The sequence below is a fragment of the Roseateles sp. genome (assembly GCF_965229315.1).
GTDB lineage: Bacteria > Pseudomonadota > Gammaproteobacteria > Burkholderiales > Burkholderiaceae_C > Pelomonas.
Map to the genome: position 1 here is coordinate 1,671,254 of NZ_CBDDJA010000002.1, position 21,269 is coordinate 1,692,522.

The following is a 21,269-nucleotide window of genomic DNA, read 5'->3' on the forward strand; positions in this document are numbered from 1 at the left end:
TCAACCCGCCAGCGCGGCGCGCAGCGTCCGCGAGTAGCGCCATTGCGGGTGCTCCACCTGGGTCACGAAGTCCGCATCCGCCGGGATGGGCTGCCAGAACATGTCCCAGTGCCGCATGAACAGCCCATCGAACTTGCGCGAGCGCAGCATGCCGCGGCGCCGCTTCATCTCGGAATACCGGTCGCCCTTGAAGTCCTTCACGACCTGGGTGAAGGGCAGCACCAGCTCCGCGGGCTTGCCGTCGTGGGCCTGCCAGCGTCCGTCGCCGAATCGGGCCAACGCGTCGAACTGGTCTTCGCAGATCACCTGGATCGCGGTTTCCGGCATGGCGTGGAAGTCGCACCACAGCACCGTCCAGCCGCTGTCCAGCGAGCCGATGTAGCTGCGCAGGCGCGGCGACAGCACGAAGGCATCCGACTCGACGTGGATCAGCTTGGCCGCCCCCCGTGCGCGCGCCACCTTGACGGCATGCGTGAAACTGCGCCACCAGCCGAAGTAGGAGAACCGGCTCGCGCGCCCCAGCCGGCTGGCGAAGCGCAGCACCTGCGTCCGGTGCGTGGCCTGGGCCAGGCCATGCTCCGCGTCCAGGCAGGGCGGCAGACCAGGGGCCGACAGGCCGGGCGACGCGTCGTCGATGAGGAACAGCTGGCTGGCGCCCATGTCATGGCGCTGGTAGTGGTCCACCCAGCGCGCATAGCGGTCGGTCCAGTCCTGCGCGTCGCGGATGTAGCTGGTGCAGAACAGCAGCGACTTCATGCGCCCGGCGCCTCGTCGCGGATGCGCCTGACCAGCGCCGTCGTCGAGTAGCCGTCGACGAAGGGGATGGCCCGCGCGTCGCCGCCCCAGGAGCGCACCAGGCGGGTCTCTGCCAGCGTTTCCATGTCGTAGTCGCCGCCCTTCACGTAGAGGTCGGGCTTCACGCGCGCCAGCAGTTCGCAGGGGGTGCGCTCGGCGAAGAACGTGACCGCGTCGACGGCCGTCAGGCCGGCCAGCACCAGCGCGCGGTCGATGTCGCGGTTCAGCGGCCGGTCCGGGCCCTTGCCCAGGCCGCGCGCCGAGGCGTCGGTGTTGACGGCCACGATCAGGCTGGCGCCTTGCTGCCGCGCGGCGTGCAGGTAGGCGACATGGCCGCGGTGCAGCACGTCGAACACGCCGTTGGTGAACACCAGCGGGCGGGGCAGTGCGGCCAGCCGCGCGGCCAGCGCTGCGTCGTCCAGCGCGGCCGCGTCGAACAGCTTGTCGTCCAGCGAGGGCGCGCTCATGCGGCCAGTTCCTCGTAGCTGGCGGTTGCGGTGCCGAACTTGCCGACGACGATGCTGCCGGCCTTGTTGGCCAGGCGCATCGCGTCCGGCAGCGGCAGGCCGGCACCCAGCAGCGCGGCCAGCGTGGCGATGACCGTGTCGCCGGCACCGGTCACGTCGAACACCTCGCGCGCCCGCGCCGGCTCGTGCGTGACGCCGCTGTCGTCGAACAGCGTCATGCCTTCCTCGGAGCGCGTCAGCAGCACCGCGCCCACGCCGATGTCGGCCCGCAGCGCCTCGACCTTCTTCAGCAGGTCGGCCTCGCCGCGCCAGGCGCCCACGACCTGCGCCAGCTCGCTGCGGTTGGGCGTGATGACGCTGGCGCCGGCGTAGCGGCGGTAGTCGCTGCCTTTCGGGTCCACCAGCACCGGGCGGCCGGCGGCGCGGGCCATCTCGATCATGCGCGGGATGTGCGTGAGGCCGCCCTTGCCGTAGTCGGAGAACAGCACGACGTCGTGCTGCGGCAGCTGCTCGGCGAAGGCGTCCAGCATCTGCCCCAGCACCTCGTGATCGGGCTCGTTCTCGAAGTCGACGCGGATCAACTGCTGGGCGCGGCCGATGACGCGCAGCTTGACGATGGTGTGCAGCTGCTTGTCGTCCCGCAGCACCGTCTCGATGCCCTGCTGGTGCAGCAGCTCGCGCAGCCGGCGGGCGGGCTCGTCCTGGCCCACGACGGTCAGCAGCGTGGCGCGGGCGCCCAGCGTGCGCACGTTCAGCGCGACGTTGGCGGCGCCACCCAGGCGCTCTTCCTCGCGTTCCACGCGCACCACGGGCACGGGCGCTTCGGGCGAGATGCGGTCGACGGCGCCGTACCAGTAGCGGTCCAGCATCACGTCGCCCACCACCAGCACGCGGCGGGCGGCCAGCAGCTCGCGGGCAGGAAGCGCGGGCGTGGGCGTGCTCGTGCTCATCAGGCCAGGCCCAGTTCGTCCTCGATCAGCCCGCACAGCGTGTGGCCGATGAGGATGTGCGCTTCCTGGATGCGCGCCGTGACGCCGTGCGGCACGACGATGGCGTCGTCGCACAGGCCGGCGAGCTTGCCGCCGTCGCGGCCCAGCAGGCCCAGCGTGTAGATGCCCAGGGCCCGGGCCGCCTCGACGGCGCGCAGCACGTTGGCCGAGTTGCCGGAGGTGGAGATGGCCACCAGCCCGTCGCCGGCGCGGCCCAGGCCCTGGAGCTGGCGGGCGAACACGTCGTCGAAGCTGTAGTCGTTGGCGATGCAAGTCAGCGCCGAGCTGTCGGTACTCAGCGCCAGGCCTGCCAGCGGCCGGCGGTCCTTGATGAAGCGGCCGGTCAGCTCGGAGGCGAGGTGCTGGCTGTCGGCGGCCGAGCCGCCATTGCCGCAGAACATCAGCTTGCCGCCACTGCTCAGCACGCCGGCCAGGCGTTGACCCACGGCCAGCACCTGGCTCTCCAGCGCCGGCAGCAGCGCCATCAGCTGCTGGTGTTCATCGAGATTGCGCAAAAACAGGGAAGTCATGACAGGCCTCGGCAAGCGGCAAATGATCGGTGTCTAGACCAGCGGCCGGCCGGTGATGCGGCGCAGGATGCCCAGCGGGCTGGCCGCCGGGTCGCTCTGCGCCTCGGCGGGCAGGTGCAGCGTCTGCTCCATCATGAACTGGCCGGACATGACGGCGTGCGAGGCCTGGTCGGAGTAGCAGACCCAGGTGGAGCCGGGCGGGAAGGGCATCGTCACCTGCGGGCTGGTCTGCTGGTAGTCCAGGTCCGACTTCATGCCATCGTGCAGCTGCAGCATCAGGTGGTCGTACTCGGTGCGCAGCGACTTGGTGACGTGCAGCGCGCGCAAGACCTTCGCCTGCCAGGCCACGTAGGGCTTGGCGCGCGGCACGAAGCGGCGGGCGATGTCCTCGAAGGCCTCGCCGACGCGCCAGGTGCGCGCCTCGCCGTGGGGGTTGAGGTTGGTGAACACGCGCAGGATACGCTCGCCGCGGTTGGGGCGCGACGGGAAGGCATCCACGTGCAGGCGGCGGTCGTCGGCGCGCCAGGACTGCACGCGCGACTCGACCTGCGTGGGCCGGTAGCTGGTGGGCGCCAGGCGCAGCGCCGGCTTGTAGGCCGGTGCGATGGCGTCGATGAGCGAACAGGCCTGGGTGCGAAAGCGCCCGATCATCGCGGCCAGGCGCGCCTGCTCCTCGCCCTGCACGGCGGCGCCGGCCAGCACGCCGTCCAGGCGCAGGCTGATGTTGCGGGACTTCTCGTCGCGCACATCGGCGCGCAGCAGCAGGCGCTCCTCGGGCGACAGCGCGAAGCGCAGCTCCGGAAAGAACAGCACCTTGCCGGCTTCCAGCTCGGGCACCAGGCCCTGCAGCGGCTGCGACCAGTCGCGGCTGTCGACGATGACGATGCGCTCGCTCATGACCGGGTCCTCACTCACGCCAATGCTCGGCGATCCAGGGCGCAGGGCGGGCATGGCGCCAGTTGCCTTGCGAGCGGCCGACCAGCGCGTCCGGTGGGTTCATGACACCATGGAAGACCAGCACGCGCGCCCCCTCGGGGATGAAGGGGTCGCGCCAGTAGCTGGTGGGCCACAGCGGCAGGCAGTGGTACTTGTAGCTGGCGCACCAGTCTGCGGGCCAGTAGCCCAGCTTGCCCTGGTCGTGCAGGAAGTGACTGAGGTATTCCTGTTCGTTGCGGTACTTGGCCCGCACCTCGTCCTGGTGGGCGATGAAGTGCGCCAGCACGTCGGCATGCGCACCGATGCGAAAGCGGTAGACGGACGAGTTGCCGGTCACCCGCCAGGGGCGCTTCCAGTCCTTGATGATGAGGAAGTCGCCGGGCACGTCGAAGAACTCGGTCAGGTCGCCGACGATGACCACGTCCAGGTCCAGGAACAGCGCCGTGCCCTTCAGGCCGAACAGGTCCGCCTGGTAGGTGCCGAGCTTCCTCCAGCCGCCATCGCGCTTGCCGGGGCTGGCCTGCGTTTCGGGCAGCGGCAGGCATTCGACGTCCTCGCGGATGCCGTTCGTGTCATCCGTGAAGCAGACGAAGCGGAACGGGCCGCGCAGATGGCGCACCGCCATGCCGTACAGCCGGTTGACGTATTCGGGCCCGTACTTGGTGCCCCATTTCATGCAGATGACGAAGCGGTCTTCGCTCATCAATTGAGCTCCTCGATGGGTTGGGGCGGGTAGCTGTCCCAGTTCAGGCAGGCCGGGCATTGCCAGAAGTAGTGCGCGGCCTCGAAGCCGCAGGCCGCGCAGCGGTAGCGCTGCAGCGGCTTGGCCGCCTTTTCCAGCGCCTGGATGATGGGGCCGGCTTCGTCCGCGGGCAGGGCGGGCGCGTTGAGCTTGAGCAGGTCGGTCGCGGCCGACAGCACCGGCTGTTCGCGCAGATGGGTGGCCAGGCGCTCACGCTGCGGCCCCGGCTGCAGGCTGGCCAGCGCGCGCAGCAGGTGCATGCTGGGCGCGCGGTGGTATTGCTCGCCCAGCAGGGCGACGGCGCGTTCCGGCTGGCCCAGCAGCTTGGCCGCCGCTGCGCAATCGGCCGCGACGAGGTTGAAGGCGGGCGGGTTGACGGCCAGCAACGTCGTGAACGCCGCCAGCGCCGCTTCGGGCTGACCTGCCTTCAGCAGCATCTGGCCCTGCAGCACATGGGCGCGCGCGGCTTCGGGGGCGCGGCGCTGCGCCTGGCCCAGCAGCGCTTGCGCCAGGTCGGCATGCCCGAGGGACTGCGCCACCAGGGCCTGTTCGCACAGGTAGTGCGCGATGCGGACCGAGAAGGAGCCTGTGCCGGCCGTCTCCAGTTCGGTGGCGACTTCGGCGGCCTTGGCCCAGTCGCGCGAGCGCTCATACAGCGACAGCAGGGCCAGCCGCGCCTCGCGCTCGAAGGCGGTGCCACGCAGCTCGGCGTAGGCGGCTTCGGCGCGGTCGAACAGGCCGGCCTTGAAGAAGTCCTGCGCCAGCTCGTGCTGGGCGCGGTCGCGGTCGGTCTTGGGCAGGTCGCCGCGGCGCAGCAGGTGCTCGTGCACGCGCACGGCACGCTCGGTCTCGCCACGGCGGCGGAACAGGCTGCCGAGGGCGAAGTGCAGCTCGGAGGTGTCGGGGTCGTTCTGGACGGCTTCGATGAAGGCGTCGATGGCCTTGTCCTGCTGCTCGTTGAGCAACAGGTTCAGCCCCTTGAAGTAGGCCTTGGGCGATTCGCGCTGTTCGAGCTTCCATTGCCGCGAGTCGAGCTTGGAGGCCAGCCAGCCCAGCACGAAGACGACGGGCAGGACGAACAGCAGCCAGCGCGGATCAAACTCCATCTTGGTGGGCAGCGAAGGGAACAACGGGCGCATCGGGCGCCGGGGCAGGGGCGGCAGGCGGCGGCTCGGCCAGTTGCGCGGCGCGTCGGTGGCGCCACCAGGCCGGCACCATGGCCAGCACGCCGAAGGCCGCGCCGAGGCCGAAGGCCAGCAGCACGATGATGACCTGCGGCGCGCGCCACTCGTGGCCGAAGAACCAGCGCACGACGGCCTCGTGGCTGTTGTTCAGCGCGAACGCGAACAGCGTGAAGAAGAGCAGGGCCCGCAGGAGCCAGACGAGGGTGCGCATGGCCCCGGATTTTGCGTCAGGTCAGCTCAGGCGTCGGTGACGGGCAGATGCATGTCGACCGCTTCGCGCAGCGCCTTGCCGGGCTTGAAATGCGGCGCCAGCTTCTCGGGAATCATGACCTGCTCGCCGCTGCGCGGGTTGCGGCCCACGCGGGGCGGGCGGCGGCTGATGGAGAAGCTGCCGAAGCCGCGGATCTCGATGCGGTGGCCGCGCGCGAGCGCATCGCTCATCGCGTCGAGGATGGTCTTGACCGCGAACTCGGTGTCGCGCTGGGTCAACTGACCGAATCGTTCGGCGAGCACGGCGACGAGGTCGGAGCGGGTCATGGTGGCAGCTTCTGCAGAACTGGAAATTGAAACAGGCCCGCTGGCGAGGCCGGCGAGCCTGTGGGGAGCATACCCGGCCCCAGCGCTAGTTGCTGGAGGCCGGGCAGTCAACCGAGAGCTTAGTTGCCCTGGTTGTCCAGCTTGGCGCGCAGCAGGGCGCCCAGGCTGGTCGTGCCGGCGTTTTCGCGCTCGCTCGTCTGGCTCAGGCGCTGCATCGCTTCCTGCTGGTCGGCGTTGTCCTTGGCCTTGATCGACAGCTGGATGTTGCGGGTCTTGCGATCCACGTTGACGATGACGGCGGTGACTTCGTCGCCTTCCTTCAGCACGTTGCGGGCGTCTTCCACGCGGTCGCGGGAGATTTCCGAAGCGCGCAGGTAGGCCATCACGCCGTCAGTCAGCTCGATCTCGGCGCCGCGCGGGTCGACGGTCTTGACCTTGCCGGTCACCGAAGCGCCACGGTCGTTGATCGTGGTGAACGAGGTGAAGGGGTCGCTGTCCAGCTGCTTGATGCCCAGCGAGATGCGCTCGCGCTCGACGTCCACGGCCAGCACGACGGCTTCGACTTCCTGGCCCTTCTTGAAGTTGCGCACGGCGGTTTCGCCGGACTCGTCCCAAGACAGGTCGGACAGGTGCACCAGACCGTCGATGCCCTGGGCCAGGCCCACGAACACGCCGAAGTCGGTGATGGACTTGACCGGGCCCTTGACCTTGTCGCCGCGCTTGACGTTCTCGGCGAACTCTTCCCACGGGTTGGCCTTGCACTGCTTCATGCCCAGGCTGATGCGGCGCTTGTCTTCGTCGATTTCCAGGACCATGACTTCGACTTCGTCGCCCAGCGAGACCAGCTTGCTGGGGGCGATGTTCTTGTTGGTCCAGTCCATCTCGGAGACGTGCACCAGGCCTTCGATGCCCGGCTCGATCTCGACGAACGCGCCGTAGTCGGCGATGTTCGTGACCTTGCCGAACAGGCGCGTGCCGGTCGGGTAGCGGCGGGCCACGCCGAACCACGGGTCGTCGCCCAGCTGCTTGATGCCCAGCGAGACGCGGTTCTTCTCGGCGTCGAACTTCAGGACCTTGGCGGTCAGTTCCTGGCCGACCTGAACGACTTCGCTCGGGTGGCGGACACGGCGCCAGGCCATGTCGGTGATGTGCAGCAGGCCGTCGATGCCGCCCAGGTCCACGAACGCACCGTATTCGGTGATGTTCTTGACCACGCCGTTGACGATGGCGCCTTCGGACAGCGTTTCGAGCAGCTTGGCGCGCTCTTCACCCATCGAAGCCTCGACCACCGCGCGACGCGACAGCACAACGTTGTTGCGCTTGCGGTCGAGCTTGATGACCTTGAATTCCATGGTCTTGCCCTCGAACGGGCTCATGTCCTTCACCGGGCGCGTGTCCAGCAGCGAGCCGGGCAGGAAGGCGCGGATGCCGTTGACCAGCACGGTCAGGCCGCCCTTGACCTTGCCGGAGACGGTGCCGGTCACGAAGTCGCCGGACTCCAGGGCCGTTTCCAGGCTCAGCCACGAGGCCAGGCGCTTGGCCTTGTCGCGCGACAGGATGGTGTCGCCGTAGCCGTTTTCGATGGCGTCGATGGCCACCGACACGAAGTCGCCGACCTGGACTTCCAGTTCGCCCTGGTCGTTCTTGAACTCTTCGATGGGCACGTAGGCTTCGGACTTGAGGCCTGCGTTGACGACGACGAAGTTGTGTTCGACACGAACGACTTCAGCCGAGATCACTTCGCCGGCGCGCATGTCGGAGCGCTGCAGCGACTCCTCGAACATGGCGGCGAAGGAATCCATGCCGGAGGCTTGGGCGGTTTGGGTTTGGGACATGGTGATGGATCCTGTGCGCCAGGGAGCCCCGGCGCGGCGTGCAGACGAGCTGCGGGTTAAGTTGTTGAGATCGCCGCACTCGTGAACTGGCGTTCGGAGGGGAGTGCGGCGGCCACTGGCTTCTCAGGCCGGGGCCGAATCCATTCGTCGCGATGACGGGTCAGAACGGCCTGCGCGCCTGCCACCAATCCAGCAACTGTTCCACCGAGGCTTCGACGGTCAGCGCCGAGTTGTCGAGCAACCGCGCGTCCTGCGCGGGCTCCAGTGGCGACGCCGACCGGGATTTGTCCCGTTCGTCGCGCGCCTCCAGATCTTTGCGCAAGCCCTCGATATTAGCCGAAATTCCTTTGGAAATCAATTGCTTATACCGCCGCTCGGCGCGCGTCGCGGCACTGGCGGTGAGGAAGACCTTGAGCGTGGCGTCCGGGAAGATGGCGGTGCCCATGTCGCGGCCGTCGGCGACCAGGCCGGGCAGGCGGCGGAAATCCAGCTGCAGCTGGTGCAAGGCCGCGCGCACCTCGGGGTGGGCGGCAACCTGCGAGGCGAGCAGACCGGTCGCTTCGGCGCGCAGCCGGGCGCTGACGTCCTCCTGGCCGAGGAAGACATGGCCGTCGCTGAAGCGCAACTGCAGCGTCGGCACGATGGCCGCGACGGCCTGGCCGTCATCCAGGTCCAGGCCGGCGCGGCGTGCGGCCAGCCCGGTCACCCGGTACAGCGCGCCGGAGTCCAGCACGCCGAAACCCAGCGCCTTGGCCGTTTCGTCGGCCAGCGTGCCCTTGCCGGACGCGGTCGGGCCGTCGATGGTGATGACGGGGATGTCGGCGGCGCGCGCCGTCACGACGCCAAACAGCGTCTCGAAGTAGTCCGGGAAGGTCTTGGCGACGCAGTGCGGCTCCAGCATGCGCACCGGCACGGGCTCGTCGGTGACCAGGCCGTTGAAGGCCGCCAGCGAGAAGCACATCGCCACACGGTGGTCGTCGTAGGTATGGATGGCCGCGGCTTTCCAGTGGTGCAGCGGCTGCACGCGGATCCAGTCCGGGCCTTCATCGACAGTAGCGCCCAACTTGCGCAGCTCGGTCGCCATGGCGGCGATGCGGTCAGTTTCCTTGACGCGCCAGCTCGCGATGTTGGTCAACGTCGTCGGGCCGTCCGCGTACAGCGCCATGACGGTCAGCGTCATGGCGGCGTCGGGGATGTGGTTGCAGTCGAGCGTCAGGCCCTTGAGCGGCCAGTCGCCGCGGCGCACTTCCAGCCAGTTGGGACCGGCCTGCACCTGCGCGCCCATGGCGGCGGCAGCCTCGATGAAGCGCACATCGCCCTGCAGCGACTCGCTGCCGACGCCTTCGATGCGGATGGGCGCATCGGTCGCCGCGATGGCGCCCAGCGCGACGAAGTACGACGCCGATGACGCATCGCCCTCGACGAACACCTCGCCCGGCGAGCGGTAGCGGCTGCCGGCAGGAATGGTGAACGCCTGCCAGCCGTCGCGCCGCACGGCGATGCCGAAGCGCGCCAGCAGCGCCAGCGTGATCTCGATGTAGGGCTTGGAGATCAGCTCGCCGACGACTTCGATGCGGATGTCCCGCTCGGCCACCAGCGGCAGCGCCAGCAGCAAGGCGGTCAGGAACTGGCTGGACACGTCGCCGCGCACGCGCACCGGCGCGTCCAGTGCCAGTGTGGACGGGCCGCGCAGGCGCAGCGGCGGGAAGCCGGCGTGGCCCAGGTCGTCGATGGCGCAGCCCAGGCCGCGCAACGCATCGACGAGGTCGCCGATGGGCCGCTCGTGCATGCGCGGCACGCCCGAGACCTCGAAGCGGCCGCCTTGCGTGGCAGCCAGCAGGGCCAGCGCGGCGGTCAGCGGGCGCATCGCCGTGCCGGCGTTGCCGAGGAACAGTTGGGCCTGCTTCGCGTGCAACCTGCCGCCAAGGCCCACGATGCTGACAGTGTCGCCGTCCTGGGCGACGCCGCAACCCAGCGCGCGCAGCGCATCCAGCATGACGGCCGTGTCGTCCGAGGCCAGCAGGTCGCGCACGATGGTGCGGCCTTCGCTCAAGGCGGCCAGCAGCAGCACGCGGTTGGAAATGCTCTTGGAGCCGGGCAGGCGCACCGTGCCTGCGGCGCCGCGCAGCGGCGGCAGGTCGAGAAAGGGAATCTTGAACATCACTTAGCCGCAGGGCGGCCGGGAGGGACTGCAGGGGAGGACAGGTTCCACGCCGCGCGGCCTTCGGCGATGGGCCGCAGCGCGGCCTCCAGCGCCGCGGCGTCGCCGGCCTCGATCAGCGCTTCGAGCTGGTCCAGCATCGTGCGAAAGCGCTTGGACTGGGCCAGCACCTCGTGCTTGTTGGCCAGCAGGATGTCGCGCCAGACGGCTGGCTCGCCGGCGGCGATGCGCGTGAAGTCGCGGAAGCCCGGGCCGGCCAGGCTCAGGTAGTCGCGCGCAGCGGGCTGCTCGGCGATGGCCTGGAAATAGGCGAAGGCCAGCAGGTGAGGCAGGTGGCTGACAGCGGCGAAGGCGGCGTCATGGTTGTGCGGCCGCATCTTCAGCACGGTGGCGCCCAGCGCCGACCAGACGTCGGTCGCCCGCTGCACGAGCTGCGGGTTGGTGAACGGCTGCGGCGTCAGGATGACCTGGCGGCCCTCGAAGAGCGTGGCTTCGGCGTGCTGCACGCCGCCCGACTCCTTGCCGGCGATGGGGTGGCAGGGCACGAAGCTGGCCGCACGCTCCCCGAGCGCGCGGCGCGAGGCCTCGATGACGTCGCACTTGGTCGAGCCGACGTCCATGAACAAGACGCCCGGGTTCACCATGTGACGGATGGCCTTCAGCGTGCTTTCGGTGGCCGACACCGGCACCGCGATCAGCACGATGTCCGAGCCCGACACAGCCTGCAGCGCCGACTCGGCTGCCACGTCGATGACGCCCAGCTTTTTGGCCTGCTCGGTGGTGGAGGGCGACTTGCTGTAGCCGACGACGCGCTTGACGAGGCCGGCCTTCTTCATCGCCAGCGCAAAGCTGCCGCCCATGAGGCCGCATCCGATCACGCCAAGCTGCTGGAACATGGGTCGCGCCTAAGCCTTGACCGGGTAGGCGCCCAGCATCTTGAAGAAGGCGCAGGACTCGCGCAGTTCTGCGAGTGCGGCCGCGACGTTCGGCTGGCTGGGGTGGCCGTCCAGGTCGATGTAGAAGTAGTAGTCCCACTGGCCGGTGCGGGCCGGGCGGGACTCCAGGCGGGTCATGGACACGCCGTGCGTCTTCAGCGGCACGAGCAGGTCGTGCATGGCGCCGGGCCGGTTGGGCACGGAGACGACCAGGCTGGTGCAGTCGCGGCCGCTGGCCGGCGGCGTGGCCATGGTCTGTGGCAGGCAGATGACGGCGAAGCGCGTGCGGTTGTAGGCCTCGTCCTGGACGGCGTGGGCCGTGATGTGCAGGCCGAACAGTGTCGATGCGCGCTCGCTGCCCAGTGCCGCCCAGGCCGGGTTGGTGGCGGCCAGGCGCGACCCCTCGGCATTGCTGGAGACGGCGCGGCGCTCGACGTCGGGCAGATGCTTGTTCAGCCAGTTCTGGCATTGGGCCAGCGCCTGCGGATGCGCCAGCACGGCCTCGATGCCGTGCAGTCCCTGGCCCCCAGGCGCCGGCGTACCGGTGCCGCCCCCCGAGGGGGCTGGGCCAGCTTGGGAGCGGCCCGGCACTGGCCCCGGCTCCTTGCGCATCAGGTTGTGACGGATCAGCAGCGACACCTCGCCGACGACGTGGCAGGGCGTGTGCAGGAACAGGTCCAGCGAGCGCGTGACGACGCCCTCGGTCATGTTCTCCACGCCCACGACGCCGAACTGGGCGCTGCCGCTGGCGGTGGCGTGGAAGACCTCGTCGAAGTTGGCGCAGTAGGTCATGTCGGCCGCGCCGCCGAAGTACTCGAGGGCGGCCTGCTCGCAGAAGGTACCGACCGGGCCGAGCACGGCCACGCGCTGGGGTGACTCCAGCGCCAGGCAGGCGGACATGATCTCGCGCCAGATGGCCGCCACGTGCTCGCCTTTCAGCGGGCCGGGGTTGGCGGCGCGAATTTTCTCGATGACTTGTGCGACCCGGTCGGGGCGGAAAAAGGGCGTGCCTTCGGCGCGCTTGATCTCGCCGACCTGCTCGGCCACGTGCGCACGCTCGTTGAGCAGCGCCAGCAGCTGCTTGTCCAGCCCGTCGATCTGGTCGCGCAGCGCCAGCAGCGCCTGGGAGGCGACCGGATCAACCATGACGGGCCTCGAAATCCTGCATGAACGACACCAGCGCCTGCGCGCCTTCGAGCGGCATCGCGTTGTAGAGGGAGGCGCGCATGCCGCCCACCGACTTGTGCCCCTTGAGCTGCAGCAGCCCGGCGGCCTTCGCGTCGGCGAGGAAGCGGTCGTTGAGCGATTCGTCCTTCAGGAAGAAGGGCACGTTCATGCGCGAACGGCAACTGACGTCCACGCGGTTCTCGTACAGGGCGGACGAATCCAGCGCGGCGTAGAGCAGGGCGGCCTTGTCGATGTTGCGCTGCTCGATGGCCGCGAGGCCGCGCTTGCCCGCGTACTCGAAGCCCTTGAGCCACTGGAACACGAGGCCGGCGACATAGATCGCGAAGGTGGGCGGCGTGTTGTACATGGACTGCGCCGCGGCCACGGTGGCGTAGTTGAAGGCGGAGGGGCAGATGTCGAGCGCGTGGCCCAGCAGGTCGTCGCGCACGAACACCAGCGTGAGGCCAGCCGGGCCGATGTTCTTCTGCGCGCCGCCGAACGCCAGGCCGACACGCCGCCAGTCGATGGGTCGCGACAGCAGATGAGACGAGCAGTCGATCACCAGCGGCGCGTCGCTGCCCAGCGCGGCCAGGTCGGGCAACTCGTGGAACTCGACGCCGTCGATGGTCTCGTTGGTGCAGACGTGGACGTAGGCTGCATCGCCGCGCAGCTGCCAGCCCGGCGGGATGGCGCGACCGTTGCCTTCGGCGGCGATCTGCACGTCCGCATACCGGCGCGCCTCGGCCGCGCTCTTGCGTGACCAGGAACCGGTCACGACGACATCGACCTTGCCGCCGCGGCTCAGGTTCAGCGGCAGAAAAGCGTTCTCGCCCAGGCCGCCGCCCTGCATGAACAGGATGTGGAAGTTGGTCGGTACCGCGAGCAGTTCGCGGAGATCGGCCTCGGCCCGTTCGTAGATGGAGATGAATTCCCTGCCGCGGTGGCTCATCTCCATGACGCTCATGCCGCTGCCCTGCCAGTCCAGCATCTCGGCCGCCACCTGGCGCAACACGGGTTCGGGCAGTGTGGCGGGGCCGGCGGAGAAGTTGAACGGGCGGGGATCGGTCATCAAGGGTCAGGGCTGCTTCTTGGGCGCGGGTGCGGAACCAGCCGGCTTGGCTGCGGCCGCCGGCGCGGTGCCAGGGACCGGCAGGCCCAGTTGCTTGGCCAGGTTGGCCTGCAGCGTCTTGAGGCGGCCCTCCAGCGTCGGAGCGGCTTCGGCCATCACCTTTTGAGCGATGGCCTTTTGCAGCTCGACGCTGGCCATGCCGAACTTCTGGCTGACGGGCGATTCTGCCCAGGCCAGGACCTGCTTCAGTTCGTCCTCGTTGAAGCGTTCATCCAGCAGCGCCGAAGCCGTGCCGGGCACCGCCTTGGAAATCTTGTCCTTCAGGTAGGGCACGTTCTCCTCGACGAACTTCTTCACGTCGGCTTCCATGGCCTTGGCCGTGGCTTCGCGCTTTTCGGCGGGCACCTGCTGCAGTGCGGCGCGTCCGGCCTGCATCAACTGGCCCAGCGGTGCCTGCACGATGTTGGCGGACAGGCCTTCGGCCAGACCTTGCTGTTGCAGCGCGACGATCTTGTCGATCAGCGCCTTCTTGGCAGGCGACGGCTGCGCCATCGAGGTGCCAGCGGCCAGGGCCAGGGCGAGGGCCAGGCCCAGCTTGCGAGAGGTCATGTCAGTCCTTGGGGGCTTCAGGGTTGTCGGCGGCGTCGCCGGGTTCGGCGGCGCTGTCGGTTTCGTGGGCTTCATTGGCATCGTTCTCGACGATGCGTTGCAGGCCCGACAGCTTGCTGCCATCGTCCAGCGCGATCAGTGTGACACCCTGCGTCGCACGGCCGAGTTCGCGGATCTCGCTGACGCGGGTGCGCACGAGCACGCCCTTGTCGGTGATCAGCATGATTTCGTCTTCCGGGCGCACCAGCGTGGCGGCCACGACGCGGCCGTTGCGCTCGCTCTGCTGGATGGCGATCATGCCCTTGGTGCCGCGGCCGTGGCGCGTGTACTCGACGATGCTGGTGCGCTTGCCGTAGCCGTTCTCGGTGGCAGTCAGCACGCTCTGCGTCTCGTCCTCGGCCACCAGCATGGCGATCAGGCGCTGGTCGGGTTCGAGCATCATGCCGCGCACGCCGCGGGCGGTGCGGCCCATCGGGCGTACGTCGTCCTCGTCGAAGCGCACGGCCTTGCCGCCGTCGCTGAACAGCATGACGTCGTGGCGGCCATCCGTCAGCGCGGCACCGATCAGGTGGTCGCCTTCGTCCAGGTCGACGGAAATGATGCCGGCCTTGCGCGGGTTGCTGAAGTCCTTCAGCGAGGTCTTCTTCACCGTGCCCATGGCGGTCGCCATGAAGATGAAGTGATCTTCGGGGAAGCTGCGGAACTCGCCGGTCAGCGCCAGCACAACGGTGATCTTCTCGCCGGCCTGCAGCGGGAACATGTTGACGATGGGCTTGCCGCGCGAGTTGCGCGAGCCCTGCGGCACCTCCCACACCTTGAGCCAGTAGACGCGGCCGCGGTCTGAGAAGCACAGCAGCCAGTCATGCGTGTTGGCGATGAAGAGCTGGTCGACCCAATCGTCGTCCTTGGTCTGCGTGGCCTGCTTGCCGCGGCCGCCGCGTTTTTGCGCGCGGTATTCGCTCAGCGCCTGGCTCTTGATGTAGCCGGTGTGCGAGAGCGTGACGACCATGTCGGTCGGCGTGATCAGGTCCTCGGTGCCGAGTTCCTGCGCGTTGTGCTCGATGACGCTGCGGCGCGCGCCGAGCTTGGTCTGGCCGAACTCGGTCTTCAATTGCGTCAGCTCGTCGCTGATGATGCTGGTCACGCGGGCCGGCGTGGCCAGGATGTCCAGCAGGTCGGCGATCTGCGACATCACCTCCTTGTACTCGCCGACGATCTTGTCCTGCTCCAGCCCGGTCAGGCGTTGCAGGCGCATCTGCAGGATCTCGCTGGCCTGCGAGTCGGACAGGCGATACAGGCCGTCCGCCTGCATGCCGTACTCGGGTTCCAGGCCTTCCGGCCGGAAGGCGCTGCGGCCGCCGGGCGTCTGGCCTTCGGCGCGGGTCAGCATCTCCCGCACCAGCGACGAGTCCCAGCTCTTGGCCATCAGCGCCGCCTTGGCGACCGGCGGCGTGGGCGAGGTCTTGATGGTCTCGATGAACTCGTCGATGTTGGCCAGCGCCACGGCCAAGCCTTCCAGCACATGGCCGCGCTCGCGCGCCTTGCGCAACTCGAAGATCGTGCGGCGGGTCACCACCTCGCGGCGGTGCTCCAGGAACACGATGACCATGTCGCGCAGATTGCACAGCTTGGGCTGGCCGTCCACGAGCGCGACCATGTTCATGCCGAAGCTGTCCTGCAACTGGGTCTGCTTGTACAGGTTGTTCAGCACCACCTCGGGCACTTCACCGCGCTTGAGCTCGATGACCACCCGCATGCCCGACTTGTCGGACTCGTCCTGGATGTGGCTGATGCCCTCGATCTTCTTCTCGTGCACCAGCTCGGCGATGCGTTCGAGCAGCGTCTTCTTGTTGACCTGGTAGGGGATCTCGTCAACGATGATCGACTGGCGCGAGCCCTTGTCGATGTCCTCGAAATGCACCTTGGCGCGCATGACGACACGGCCGCGGCCGGTGCGATAGCCGTCGCGAACGCCCGCCAAGCCATAGATGATGCCGGCGGTCGGGAAGTCCGGCGCCGGGATGATTTCCATCAGCTCGTCGACCGTGCACGCCGGGTTCTTCAGCGCGAACAGGCAGGCGTCGACGACCTCGTTGAGGTTGTGCGGCGGGATGTTCGTGGCCATGCCGACGGCAATGCCCGACGAGCCGTTCACCAGCAACTGCGGCAGCCGGGTCGGCAGCACCAACGGTTCCTTGTGGCTGCCGTCGTAGTTGGGTCCGAAATCGACGGTTTCCTTGTCGATGTCGGCCAGCATCTCGTGGGCGATCTTGTCGAGGCGAATCTCGGTGTAGCGCATCGCCGCGGCGTTGTCGCCGTCGATCGAGCCGAAGTTGCCTTGCCCATCGATCAACATGTGGCGCAGGCTGAACGGCTGCGCCATGCGCACGATGGTGTCGTAGATGGCCGAGTCGCCGTGCGGGTGGTACTTACCCATGGTCTCACCCACCGCCTGCGCCGACTTGCGGTACTTGGCGTTGTAGGTGTTGCCCATCTCGTTCATCGCGTACAGCACGCGGCGATGCACGGGCTTCAGGCCGTCCCGCGCATCGGGCAGGGCCCGTCCGACGATCACGCTCATCGCGTAGTCGAGGTAGGAGCGGCGCATCTCCTCCTCAAGGCTGATCGGCAGGGTTTCCTTGGCGAACTGAGTCATGCAGGTTTGATCTCGCGTGCGCTACACGTGCGCGGCGTCGTCAGGATGTAGGTGAAAGGCGCAAATTCTAAGCGGCGCGCCCCATGTAGCAGCAGCGCAACATCGTCACCATGCCTACGAACGTAGGCCGCCACAATGCATCTGTCTCGGTGCCCCCATGGCACAATCGTCGAGTCCCTAGGAGAAACCCTAAAGTCTCTCCTAAGGTTTAGAGGTACGAGCACTGACTCTCGCAGGGCAACTGCGGCATTCCTTGAGAGGAGAATCATGAAGAAACTGAATCGCGTGGCGTCGCTGTTTGCGGTAGCCGCGGTCGCTGTTGCTGCGTCCGGCGCATCGGCACAGACCATCGACAACTGGCGCGCCACCGACGGCACGGTCTGGAAGAACGGCACCAACGAATACTGCTGGCGCGACAACTTCTGGACCCCGGCCACTGCTGCCAAGGGTTGCGACGGCGAAATCAAGCCGGCACCCAAGGTCGAGCCGCCGGCACCGGTCGCTCCGCCGCCCCCGGCGCCCGCTCCGGAAGCACCGAAGCCCGTGCCCCCGCCGCCCGCTCCGGTCAGCGAAAAGGTCACCTTCGCCGCTGATGCCTTCTTCGACTTCGACAAGTCGACGCTCAAGCCCGAAGCCACGGCCAAGCTGGACGACCTGGTCAGCAAGACCAAGGGCATCAATCTGGAAGTCATCATCGCCGTCGGCCATACCGACTCGGTCGGTAGCGATGCTTACAACCAGAAGCTGTCCGTGCGCCGCTCGGAAGCCGTCAAGGCCTACTTGGTGAGCAAGGGCGTCGAGCCGAACCGCGTCTACACCGAAGGCAAGGGCGAAAAGCAGCCTGTCGCCGACAACAAGACCGCCGAAGGCCGCGCCAAGAACCGCCGCACCGAGATCGAAGTCGTCGGTACGCGCAACAAGTAAGGTCCAGGCGCCTTCGGGCGCCCTGTGAAGCCTTCAAGCCCCGCACGGTCCGCCCGTCGGGGCTTTTCCTTTTCTGCATCCGTCATGATCAACGCCGACCCTCAAGAACTCGCCAAGTTCGGCGAGCTGGCCCACAGGTGGTGGGACCCCGAGAGCGACTTCAAGCCGCTGCACGAGATCAACCCCTTGCGCCTGGGCTGGATCCAGAGCCTTTGCCCGCTCGCAGGCAAGTGCGTGCTGGACGTGGGTTGCGGCGGGGGCATTCTCAGTGATTCCATGGCGCGCGCGGGCGCCCAGGTGCTGGGCATCGATTTGTCGACCAAGCCGTTGCGTGTGGCCGAACTGCACGCGATGGAGGCCGGCACCCCAGGTGTGGAATACCGCGAGATCGCCGTCGAGGCGCTGGCGGCCGAGCAGCCCGCCGGCTTCGATGCCGTTACCTGCATGGAAATGCTGGAGCACGTGCCCGATCCGGCCTCCGTCGTCCATGCCCTGGCCACGCTGGTCAAGCCGGGCGGCTGGGTGTTCCTGTCGACGCTGAACCGCAACGCCAAGGCCTTCGTGCTGGCCATCGTCGGTGCCGAATATGTGCTGAACATGCTGCCCAAGGGCACGCACGAGTACGCGCGTTTCCTGAAGCCTTCCGAATTGGCGCAGTTCTGCCGCGACGCCGGGTTGGAGCTGCAGGCCAGTCGTGGCCTGACCTACAACCCGCTGACGCAGCGTTACACGCTGGGCAGTGACACCGACGTGAACTACCTGCTGGCTTGCCGTCGCCCGTTGTGAAGCCGCTGGTGCCGCGCTGGTCGCATCTGCGGGCCGTGCTGTTCGACCTGGACGGCACGCTGATCGACAGCGCCGGGGATCTGGCCCGCGCGGCCAACGCGATGCGTCGGGATCGCGGGCTGCATGCGCTGCCCCTGGCGCAGTACCGTCCGCATGGCGGATCGGGCGCGCGCGGCATGCTGGCGCAGGCGTTCGGCGTCGCGCCGGGCGACCCGGCATACGACGGGCTCAAGCGCGAGTTCCTGGATCGCTACGAAACGCTGATGTTCGACAGCACCTCGCCTTTCGCCGGCGTCCAGGCAGAACTGGCCGGCTTGGCGCAGGCGGGGCTCGCCTGGGGCATCGTCACGAACAAGGCCGAACGATTCGCGCTGCCGCTGGTGGCCGCACTTCGGCTCGACGCTGCAGTGGTTGTGGGCGGAGACAGCACCGCTCACACCAAGCCGCATCCCGCGCCATTGCTCGAAGCGGCGCGCCGCCTGGGCTTCACGCCGCAAACCTGTCTCTATGTCGGCGACGATGAGCGGGACATCGTTGCCGGCCGGGCCGCAGGCATGTCCACCGCGGTGGCGGCCTGGGGATACCTGGGGCAAGACGCCGAATTTGCGCACTGGCAGGCTGATCTCGAACTGGGCAGCCCCGGTGAACTCTTGAAATCCCTGGGCTTGGCCTAAGATAGCGTTCTCTGGGGCCGACTTGGTTTCGACGTGGGTGCGGATCCGGAGTAGGGCATGCCGAGCACCAGTTCGCTCGTAAAACCACTGGAAACAAAGTAACTGCAAACGACTCTACGTTCGCACTCGCCGCTTAATTGCGGATGAGCTTCTCAACGGCAGGCCGATGGGCCGGGCTGAGTTCCGCAAGGAGCAAGGCTGAGAAGTCACTCACATCGGCTGGTCATTTGCTGGGTCACTCAGCAAGTGGCGAGATCAAGTGACTGGCGGGAAAGCTAGCGTGCCACTGCGCGAGTTGACCGTGAGATTCAAATCAGCCGGCTAAGCATGTAGATCTGCCCGGTGATGGCTTGCGGACGGGGGTTCAATTCCCCCCGGCTCCACCATCTCAGAGTTCAGTGAAGTCCGCTGAAATGCAAAAGGCCCAAGTCCACCAAGGACTTGGGCCTTTTTTCTTGTCCATTGCGGTCCGCTGAGGTCCGGGGAGTTCCTGCGTGGCTTGCAGGAACCGGCGCAGGAACCGCAGAATCCTCCTCAATCCACAAGGAGAGTTCCTGCATGTCGCGCAACCTCATTTCTGGCGACTTGGCATTGAAGGCCAAGCTGAAGGCCATGACCGGGGCCAACGCTACGCGAATCAGCGATGGCGATGGCCTGTACCTGCGCCCGTATGTCAAAGGCGGTTCGCATGGCTGGCGCTTCGACTACACCCGCCCAACGGGCAAGCGAAATACGCTGAGCCTGGGGACGTACCCCGATACGGGCCTAGCGCTGGCGCGACAAAAGGCCCAAGACGCTCGCGAGCTACTCGCGCAGGGCCTCGATCCTGCCGCAACACGAGAGGCGGCGCGGGCGATTCGCGCCGCTGCCGCGTTGGCCGCTGAGCGCGAGTCACAGGGGCTAGCGCCAGCCGGCTCATTTGAAACCGTGGCTCGGGAATGGCTAAGCACTGTCCATGCCGTCAAAGTCAGCCAAGGTCATCACGACAGGACGCGCATTCGTTTCGAGCAAGACGCGTTCCCTTGGATCGGCCGGCGCCCACTGGGGGAGATCGACGCGCCCGAACTGCTTGCAGTGCTGCGCCGTGTGGAGGCGAGAGGGGCTATCGAAACTGCGCACCGCATCAAAGATGCATGCGGGCAGGTGTTCCGGTATGGCATTGCCGCTGGCGCCTGCACTCGCAACCCTGCCGCTGATCTGCGCGACGCGTTGCGCCCCGTTCAGACTCGCCACCACTCGGCCATTACAGAGCCCGCTGAAGTAAGCAAGCTCATGCGCGCCGCCGTTGATTACGGTGGGCAGCCCGTCACCCGCGCTGCGCTGCTGCTGTCGCCGCTGCTGCTGCTTAGGCCGGGAGAACTGCGTCACATGGAGTGGGCTTGGGTGGACCTTGAAGGGGCTACGCTTACAGTGCCTGGCAGCGTCATGAAGCGCACAAAGGTAGACAAGGCAGATGGTCCGCCGCACGTCGTCCCGCTGGCTCGCCAGGCGGTCGAACTGCTGGCCGAGCTACAAACTCTGACCGGCGAAGGGCGCTTTGTATTCCCTGCCCTTACGTCGCGCCATCGCTGCATGAGCGAAAACACCGTTCGCAGTGCGTTGCGCAGGCTTGGCTATGGCAACGACGACATGACCGCTCACGGCTTTCGCGCAATGGCTCGCACCATGCTGGCGGAGCGCTTGAACACCGCACCTGAGGTCATCGAGGCTCAGCTTGCTCATGCAGTGTCGGACAGCTTGGGTCGGGCCTACAACCGGACCCAGTACCTTGAGCAGCGCCGCACGATGATGCAGTCGTGGGCTGACTATCTGGATCGCCTTCGGAAGGGTGCGGAAGTAGTTTCGTTGGGTAGCCGGATAGCTTAAAGATTGGCTCTTTGCGCATTAGATGTTGCTGGCTCGCCTAGTGAGCCAGCGGCCACGGAGACTGGCTGGGACGGCCTCGGTGGACGAGGCTCAAGGGGGCAGTCATGCGCAGTCGAAAGGTGGAGACGTTGCTGGCACAGGCGTCGAAGCTGACGCCGTCGCAGAAGCGACAACTGCTGTCGGTCCTTGGCGAGACCGACGAAGCGGCTCGGGTGGTGGAAATGCTGGAGTGCTATCCACACACAAAAAAAGTTCACAGGCAGGAGTGCTGCGCTTTAGGGGCACGGAAGGGACTCAAAGTCCTTGGCATTCGCTCGCGGTGGTCGTGGACGTCGCGGTGCACGACGCGCTCGCTGTCGAACTGGATCACCTCCGCATGTTGGTGCGCTGCCATGGTTCACCAGACG

The 21,269-nt window shown here is 67.5% G+C and carries 20 protein-coding genes and 1 other RNA gene; 5 read left to right on the forward strand and 16 right to left on the reverse strand.

The window, feature by feature from the left end; all coding sequences use genetic code 11:
- From ACO07H_RS12440 to gyrA, 16 genes are all read right to left on the reverse strand, one after another.
- On the reverse strand, positions 1 to 756 hold the full coding sequence (locus ACO07H_RS12440; RefSeq protein ID WP_422014541.1) for a hypothetical protein: 756 nt from the start codon (positions 754 to 756) through the stop codon (positions 1 to 3).
- Positions 753 to 1,262: an adenylyltransferase/cytidyltransferase family protein gene (locus tag ACO07H_RS12445; RefSeq protein WP_422014543.1), complete on the reverse strand. Its 510-nt coding sequence runs from the start codon at positions 1,260 to 1,262 to the stop codon at positions 753 to 755. Before ACO07H_RS12445 ends, ACO07H_RS12440 begins: the two co-directional genes overlap by 4 nt.
- Positions 1,259 to 2,212 (reverse strand): D-glycero-beta-D-manno-heptose-7-phosphate kinase, encoded by a 954-nt coding sequence (gene rfaE1, locus ACO07H_RS12450; RefSeq protein WP_422014545.1) that lies wholly within the window; start codon positions 2,210 to 2,212, stop codon positions 1,259 to 1,261. Before rfaE1 ends, ACO07H_RS12445 begins: the two co-directional genes overlap by 4 nt.
- The gene (locus tag ACO07H_RS12455; protein ID WP_422014547.1) at positions 2,212 to 2,781 is read right to left on the reverse strand and encodes a D-sedoheptulose-7-phosphate isomerase; all 570 of its coding nucleotides are present in this window, start codon (positions 2,779 to 2,781) and stop codon (positions 2,212 to 2,214) included. Before ACO07H_RS12455 ends, rfaE1 begins: the two co-directional genes overlap by 1 nt.
- A gap of 33 nt (positions 2,782 to 2,814) precedes the next feature.
- On the reverse strand, positions 2,815 to 3,678 hold the full coding sequence (locus ACO07H_RS12460; protein WP_422014549.1) for a Kdo hydroxylase family protein: 864 nt from the start codon (positions 3,676 to 3,678) through the stop codon (positions 2,815 to 2,817).
- 10 nt (positions 3,679 to 3,688) lie between these two features.
- A complete protein-coding gene (locus ACO07H_RS12465) occupies positions 3,689 to 4,420 on the reverse strand; it encodes a glycosyltransferase (protein ID WP_422014551.1) in 732 nt (243 codons plus the stop codon).
- A complete protein-coding gene (lapB, locus tag ACO07H_RS12470; protein WP_422018634.1) occupies positions 4,420 to 5,565 on the reverse strand; it encodes a lipopolysaccharide assembly protein LapB in 1,146 nt (381 codons plus the stop codon). Before lapB ends, ACO07H_RS12465 begins: the two co-directional genes overlap by 1 nt.
- Positions 5,555 to 5,854 (reverse strand): LapA family protein, encoded by a 300-nt coding sequence (locus ACO07H_RS12475; protein WP_422014553.1) that lies wholly within the window; start codon positions 5,852 to 5,854, stop codon positions 5,555 to 5,557. The genes lapB and ACO07H_RS12475 overlap by 11 nt, the downstream gene beginning before the upstream one ends.
- Before the next feature lie 26 nt (positions 5,855 to 5,880).
- Positions 5,881 to 6,180, reverse strand: a complete 300-nt coding sequence (locus ACO07H_RS12480; RefSeq protein WP_422014555.1) for an integration host factor subunit beta — start codon at positions 6,178 to 6,180, stop codon at positions 5,881 to 5,883.
- A 119-nt stretch (positions 6,181 to 6,299) separates the two neighbouring features.
- A complete protein-coding gene (gene rpsA / locus ACO07H_RS12485; RefSeq protein ID WP_422014557.1) occupies positions 6,300 to 8,015 on the reverse strand; it encodes a 30S ribosomal protein S1 in 1,716 nt (571 codons plus the stop codon).
- A gap of 160 nt (positions 8,016 to 8,175) precedes the next feature.
- A complete protein-coding gene (locus ACO07H_RS12490; RefSeq protein WP_422014559.1) occupies positions 8,176 to 10,176 on the reverse strand; it encodes a bifunctional 3-phosphoshikimate 1-carboxyvinyltransferase/cytidylate kinase in 2,001 nt (666 codons plus the stop codon).
- Positions 10,176 to 11,072, reverse strand: coding sequence for a prephenate dehydrogenase (locus ACO07H_RS12495; RefSeq protein ID WP_422014561.1), 897 nt, complete (start codon positions 11,070 to 11,072; stop codon positions 10,176 to 10,178). Before ACO07H_RS12495 ends, ACO07H_RS12490 begins: the two co-directional genes overlap by 1 nt.
- Before the next feature lie 9 nt (positions 11,073 to 11,081).
- Positions 11,082 to 12,257, reverse strand: a complete 1,176-nt coding sequence (gene pheA / locus ACO07H_RS12500; protein ID WP_422014563.1) for a chorismate mutase — start codon at positions 12,255 to 12,257, stop codon at positions 11,082 to 11,084.
- The gene (gene serC / locus ACO07H_RS12505) at positions 12,250 to 13,347 is read right to left on the reverse strand and encodes a 3-phosphoserine/phosphohydroxythreonine transaminase (RefSeq protein ID WP_422014565.1); all 1,098 of its coding nucleotides are present in this window, start codon (positions 13,345 to 13,347) and stop codon (positions 12,250 to 12,252) included. Before serC ends, pheA begins: the two co-directional genes overlap by 8 nt.
- Before the next feature lie 6 nt (positions 13,348 to 13,353).
- Entirely contained in the window at positions 13,354 to 13,956 is a 603-nt protein-coding gene (locus ACO07H_RS12510; protein ID WP_422014567.1) for a DUF2059 domain-containing protein, read from the reverse strand.
- 1 nt (position 13,957) lies between these two features.
- Entirely contained in the window at positions 13,958 to 16,612 is a 2,655-nt protein-coding gene (gene gyrA / locus ACO07H_RS12515; RefSeq protein ID WP_422014569.1) for a DNA gyrase subunit A, read from the reverse strand.
- 267 nt (positions 16,613 to 16,879) lie between these two features.
- Here gyrA and ompA point away from each other — a divergent pair, with 267 nt between their 5' ends.
- From ompA to ACO07H_RS12540, 5 genes are all read left to right on the forward strand, one after another.
- A complete protein-coding gene (gene ompA, locus ACO07H_RS12520; RefSeq protein WP_422014571.1) occupies positions 16,880 to 17,536 on the forward strand; it encodes an outer membrane protein OmpA in 657 nt (218 codons plus the stop codon).
- Positions 17,537 to 17,620: 84 nt separating this feature from the next.
- Positions 17,621 to 18,322, forward strand: coding sequence for a bifunctional 2-polyprenyl-6-hydroxyphenol methylase/3-demethylubiquinol 3-O-methyltransferase UbiG (gene ubiG / locus ACO07H_RS12525; protein WP_422014573.1), 702 nt, complete (start codon positions 17,621 to 17,623; stop codon positions 18,320 to 18,322).
- The gene (locus ACO07H_RS12530) at positions 18,319 to 18,996 is read left to right on the forward strand and encodes an HAD family hydrolase (RefSeq protein WP_422014575.1); all 678 of its coding nucleotides are present in this window, start codon (positions 18,319 to 18,321) and stop codon (positions 18,994 to 18,996) included. The genes ubiG and ACO07H_RS12530 overlap by 4 nt, the downstream gene beginning before the upstream one ends.
- 13 nt (positions 18,997 to 19,009) lie before the next feature.
- Positions 19,010 to 19,382: a transfer-messenger RNA gene (gene ssrA, locus ACO07H_RS12535) on the forward strand.
- A 172-nt stretch (positions 19,383 to 19,554) separates the two neighbouring features.
- A complete protein-coding gene (locus ACO07H_RS12540; protein ID WP_422014577.1) occupies positions 19,555 to 20,862 on the forward strand; it encodes a tyrosine-type recombinase/integrase in 1,308 nt (435 codons plus the stop codon).
- The last annotated feature ends 407 nt before the right edge of the window (positions 20,863 to 21,269 follow it).

Excerpts from the sequence above, each read along its gene's own strand:
- ompA (WP_422014571.1), top strand. The coding sequence starts at position 16,880 with ATGAAGAAACTGAATCGCGTGGCGTCGCTGTTTGCGGTAGCCGCGGTC.
- ACO07H_RS12490 (WP_422014559.1), bottom strand. The coding sequence starts at position 10,176 with ATGTTCAAGATTCCCTTTCTCGACCTGCCGCCGCTGCGCGGCGCCGCA.
- ACO07H_RS12510 (WP_422014567.1), bottom strand. The coding sequence starts at position 13,956 with ATGACCTCTCGCAAGCTGGGCCTGGCCCTCGCCCTGGCCCTGGCCGCT.
- ACO07H_RS12460 (WP_422014549.1), bottom strand. The coding sequence starts at position 3,678 with ATGAGCGAGCGCATCGTCATCGTCGACAGCCGCGACTGGTCGCAGCCG.
- pheA (WP_422014563.1), bottom strand. The coding sequence starts at position 12,257 with ATGGTTGATCCGGTCGCCTCCCAGGCGCTGCTGGCGCTGCGCGACCAG.
- lapB (WP_422018634.1), bottom strand. The coding sequence starts at position 5,565 with ATGGAGTTTGATCCGCGCTGGCTGCTGTTCGTCCTGCCCGTCGTCTTC.
- gyrA (WP_422014569.1), bottom strand. The coding sequence starts at position 16,612 with ATGACTCAGTTCGCCAAGGAAACCCTGCCGATCAGCCTTGAGGAGGAG.
- ACO07H_RS12495 (WP_422014561.1), bottom strand. The coding sequence starts at position 11,072 with ATGTTCCAGCAGCTTGGCGTGATCGGATGCGGCCTCATGGGCGGCAGC.
- ACO07H_RS12465 (WP_422014551.1), bottom strand. The coding sequence starts at position 4,420 with ATGAGCGAAGACCGCTTCGTCATCTGCATGAAATGGGGCACCAAGTAC.
- ACO07H_RS12540 (WP_422014577.1), top strand. The coding sequence starts at position 19,555 with ATGTCGCGCAACCTCATTTCTGGCGACTTGGCATTGAAGGCCAAGCTG.
- rfaE1 (WP_422014545.1), bottom strand. The coding sequence starts at position 2,212 with ATGAGCACGAGCACGCCCACGCCCGCGCTTCCTGCCCGCGAGCTGCTG.
- rpsA (WP_422014557.1), bottom strand. The coding sequence starts at position 8,015 with ATGTCCCAAACCCAAACCGCCCAAGCCTCCGGCATGGATTCCTTCGCC.
- ubiG (WP_422014573.1), top strand. The coding sequence starts at position 17,621 with ATGATCAACGCCGACCCTCAAGAACTCGCCAAGTTCGGCGAGCTGGCC.
- serC (WP_422014565.1), bottom strand. The coding sequence starts at position 13,347 with ATGACCGATCCCCGCCCGTTCAACTTCTCCGCCGGCCCCGCCACACTG.
- ACO07H_RS12475 (WP_422014553.1), bottom strand. The coding sequence starts at position 5,854 with ATGCGCACCCTCGTCTGGCTCCTGCGGGCCCTGCTCTTCTTCACGCTG.
- ACO07H_RS12440 (WP_422014541.1), bottom strand. The coding sequence starts at position 756 with ATGAAGTCGCTGCTGTTCTGCACCAGCTACATCCGCGACGCGCAGGAC.
- ACO07H_RS12455 (WP_422014547.1), bottom strand. The coding sequence starts at position 2,781 with ATGACTTCCCTGTTTTTGCGCAATCTCGATGAACACCAGCAGCTGATG.
- ACO07H_RS12480 (WP_422014555.1), bottom strand. The coding sequence starts at position 6,180 with ATGACCCGCTCCGACCTCGTCGCCGTGCTCGCCGAACGATTCGGTCAG.
- ACO07H_RS12445 (WP_422014543.1), bottom strand. The coding sequence starts at position 1,262 with ATGAGCGCGCCCTCGCTGGACGACAAGCTGTTCGACGCGGCCGCGCTG.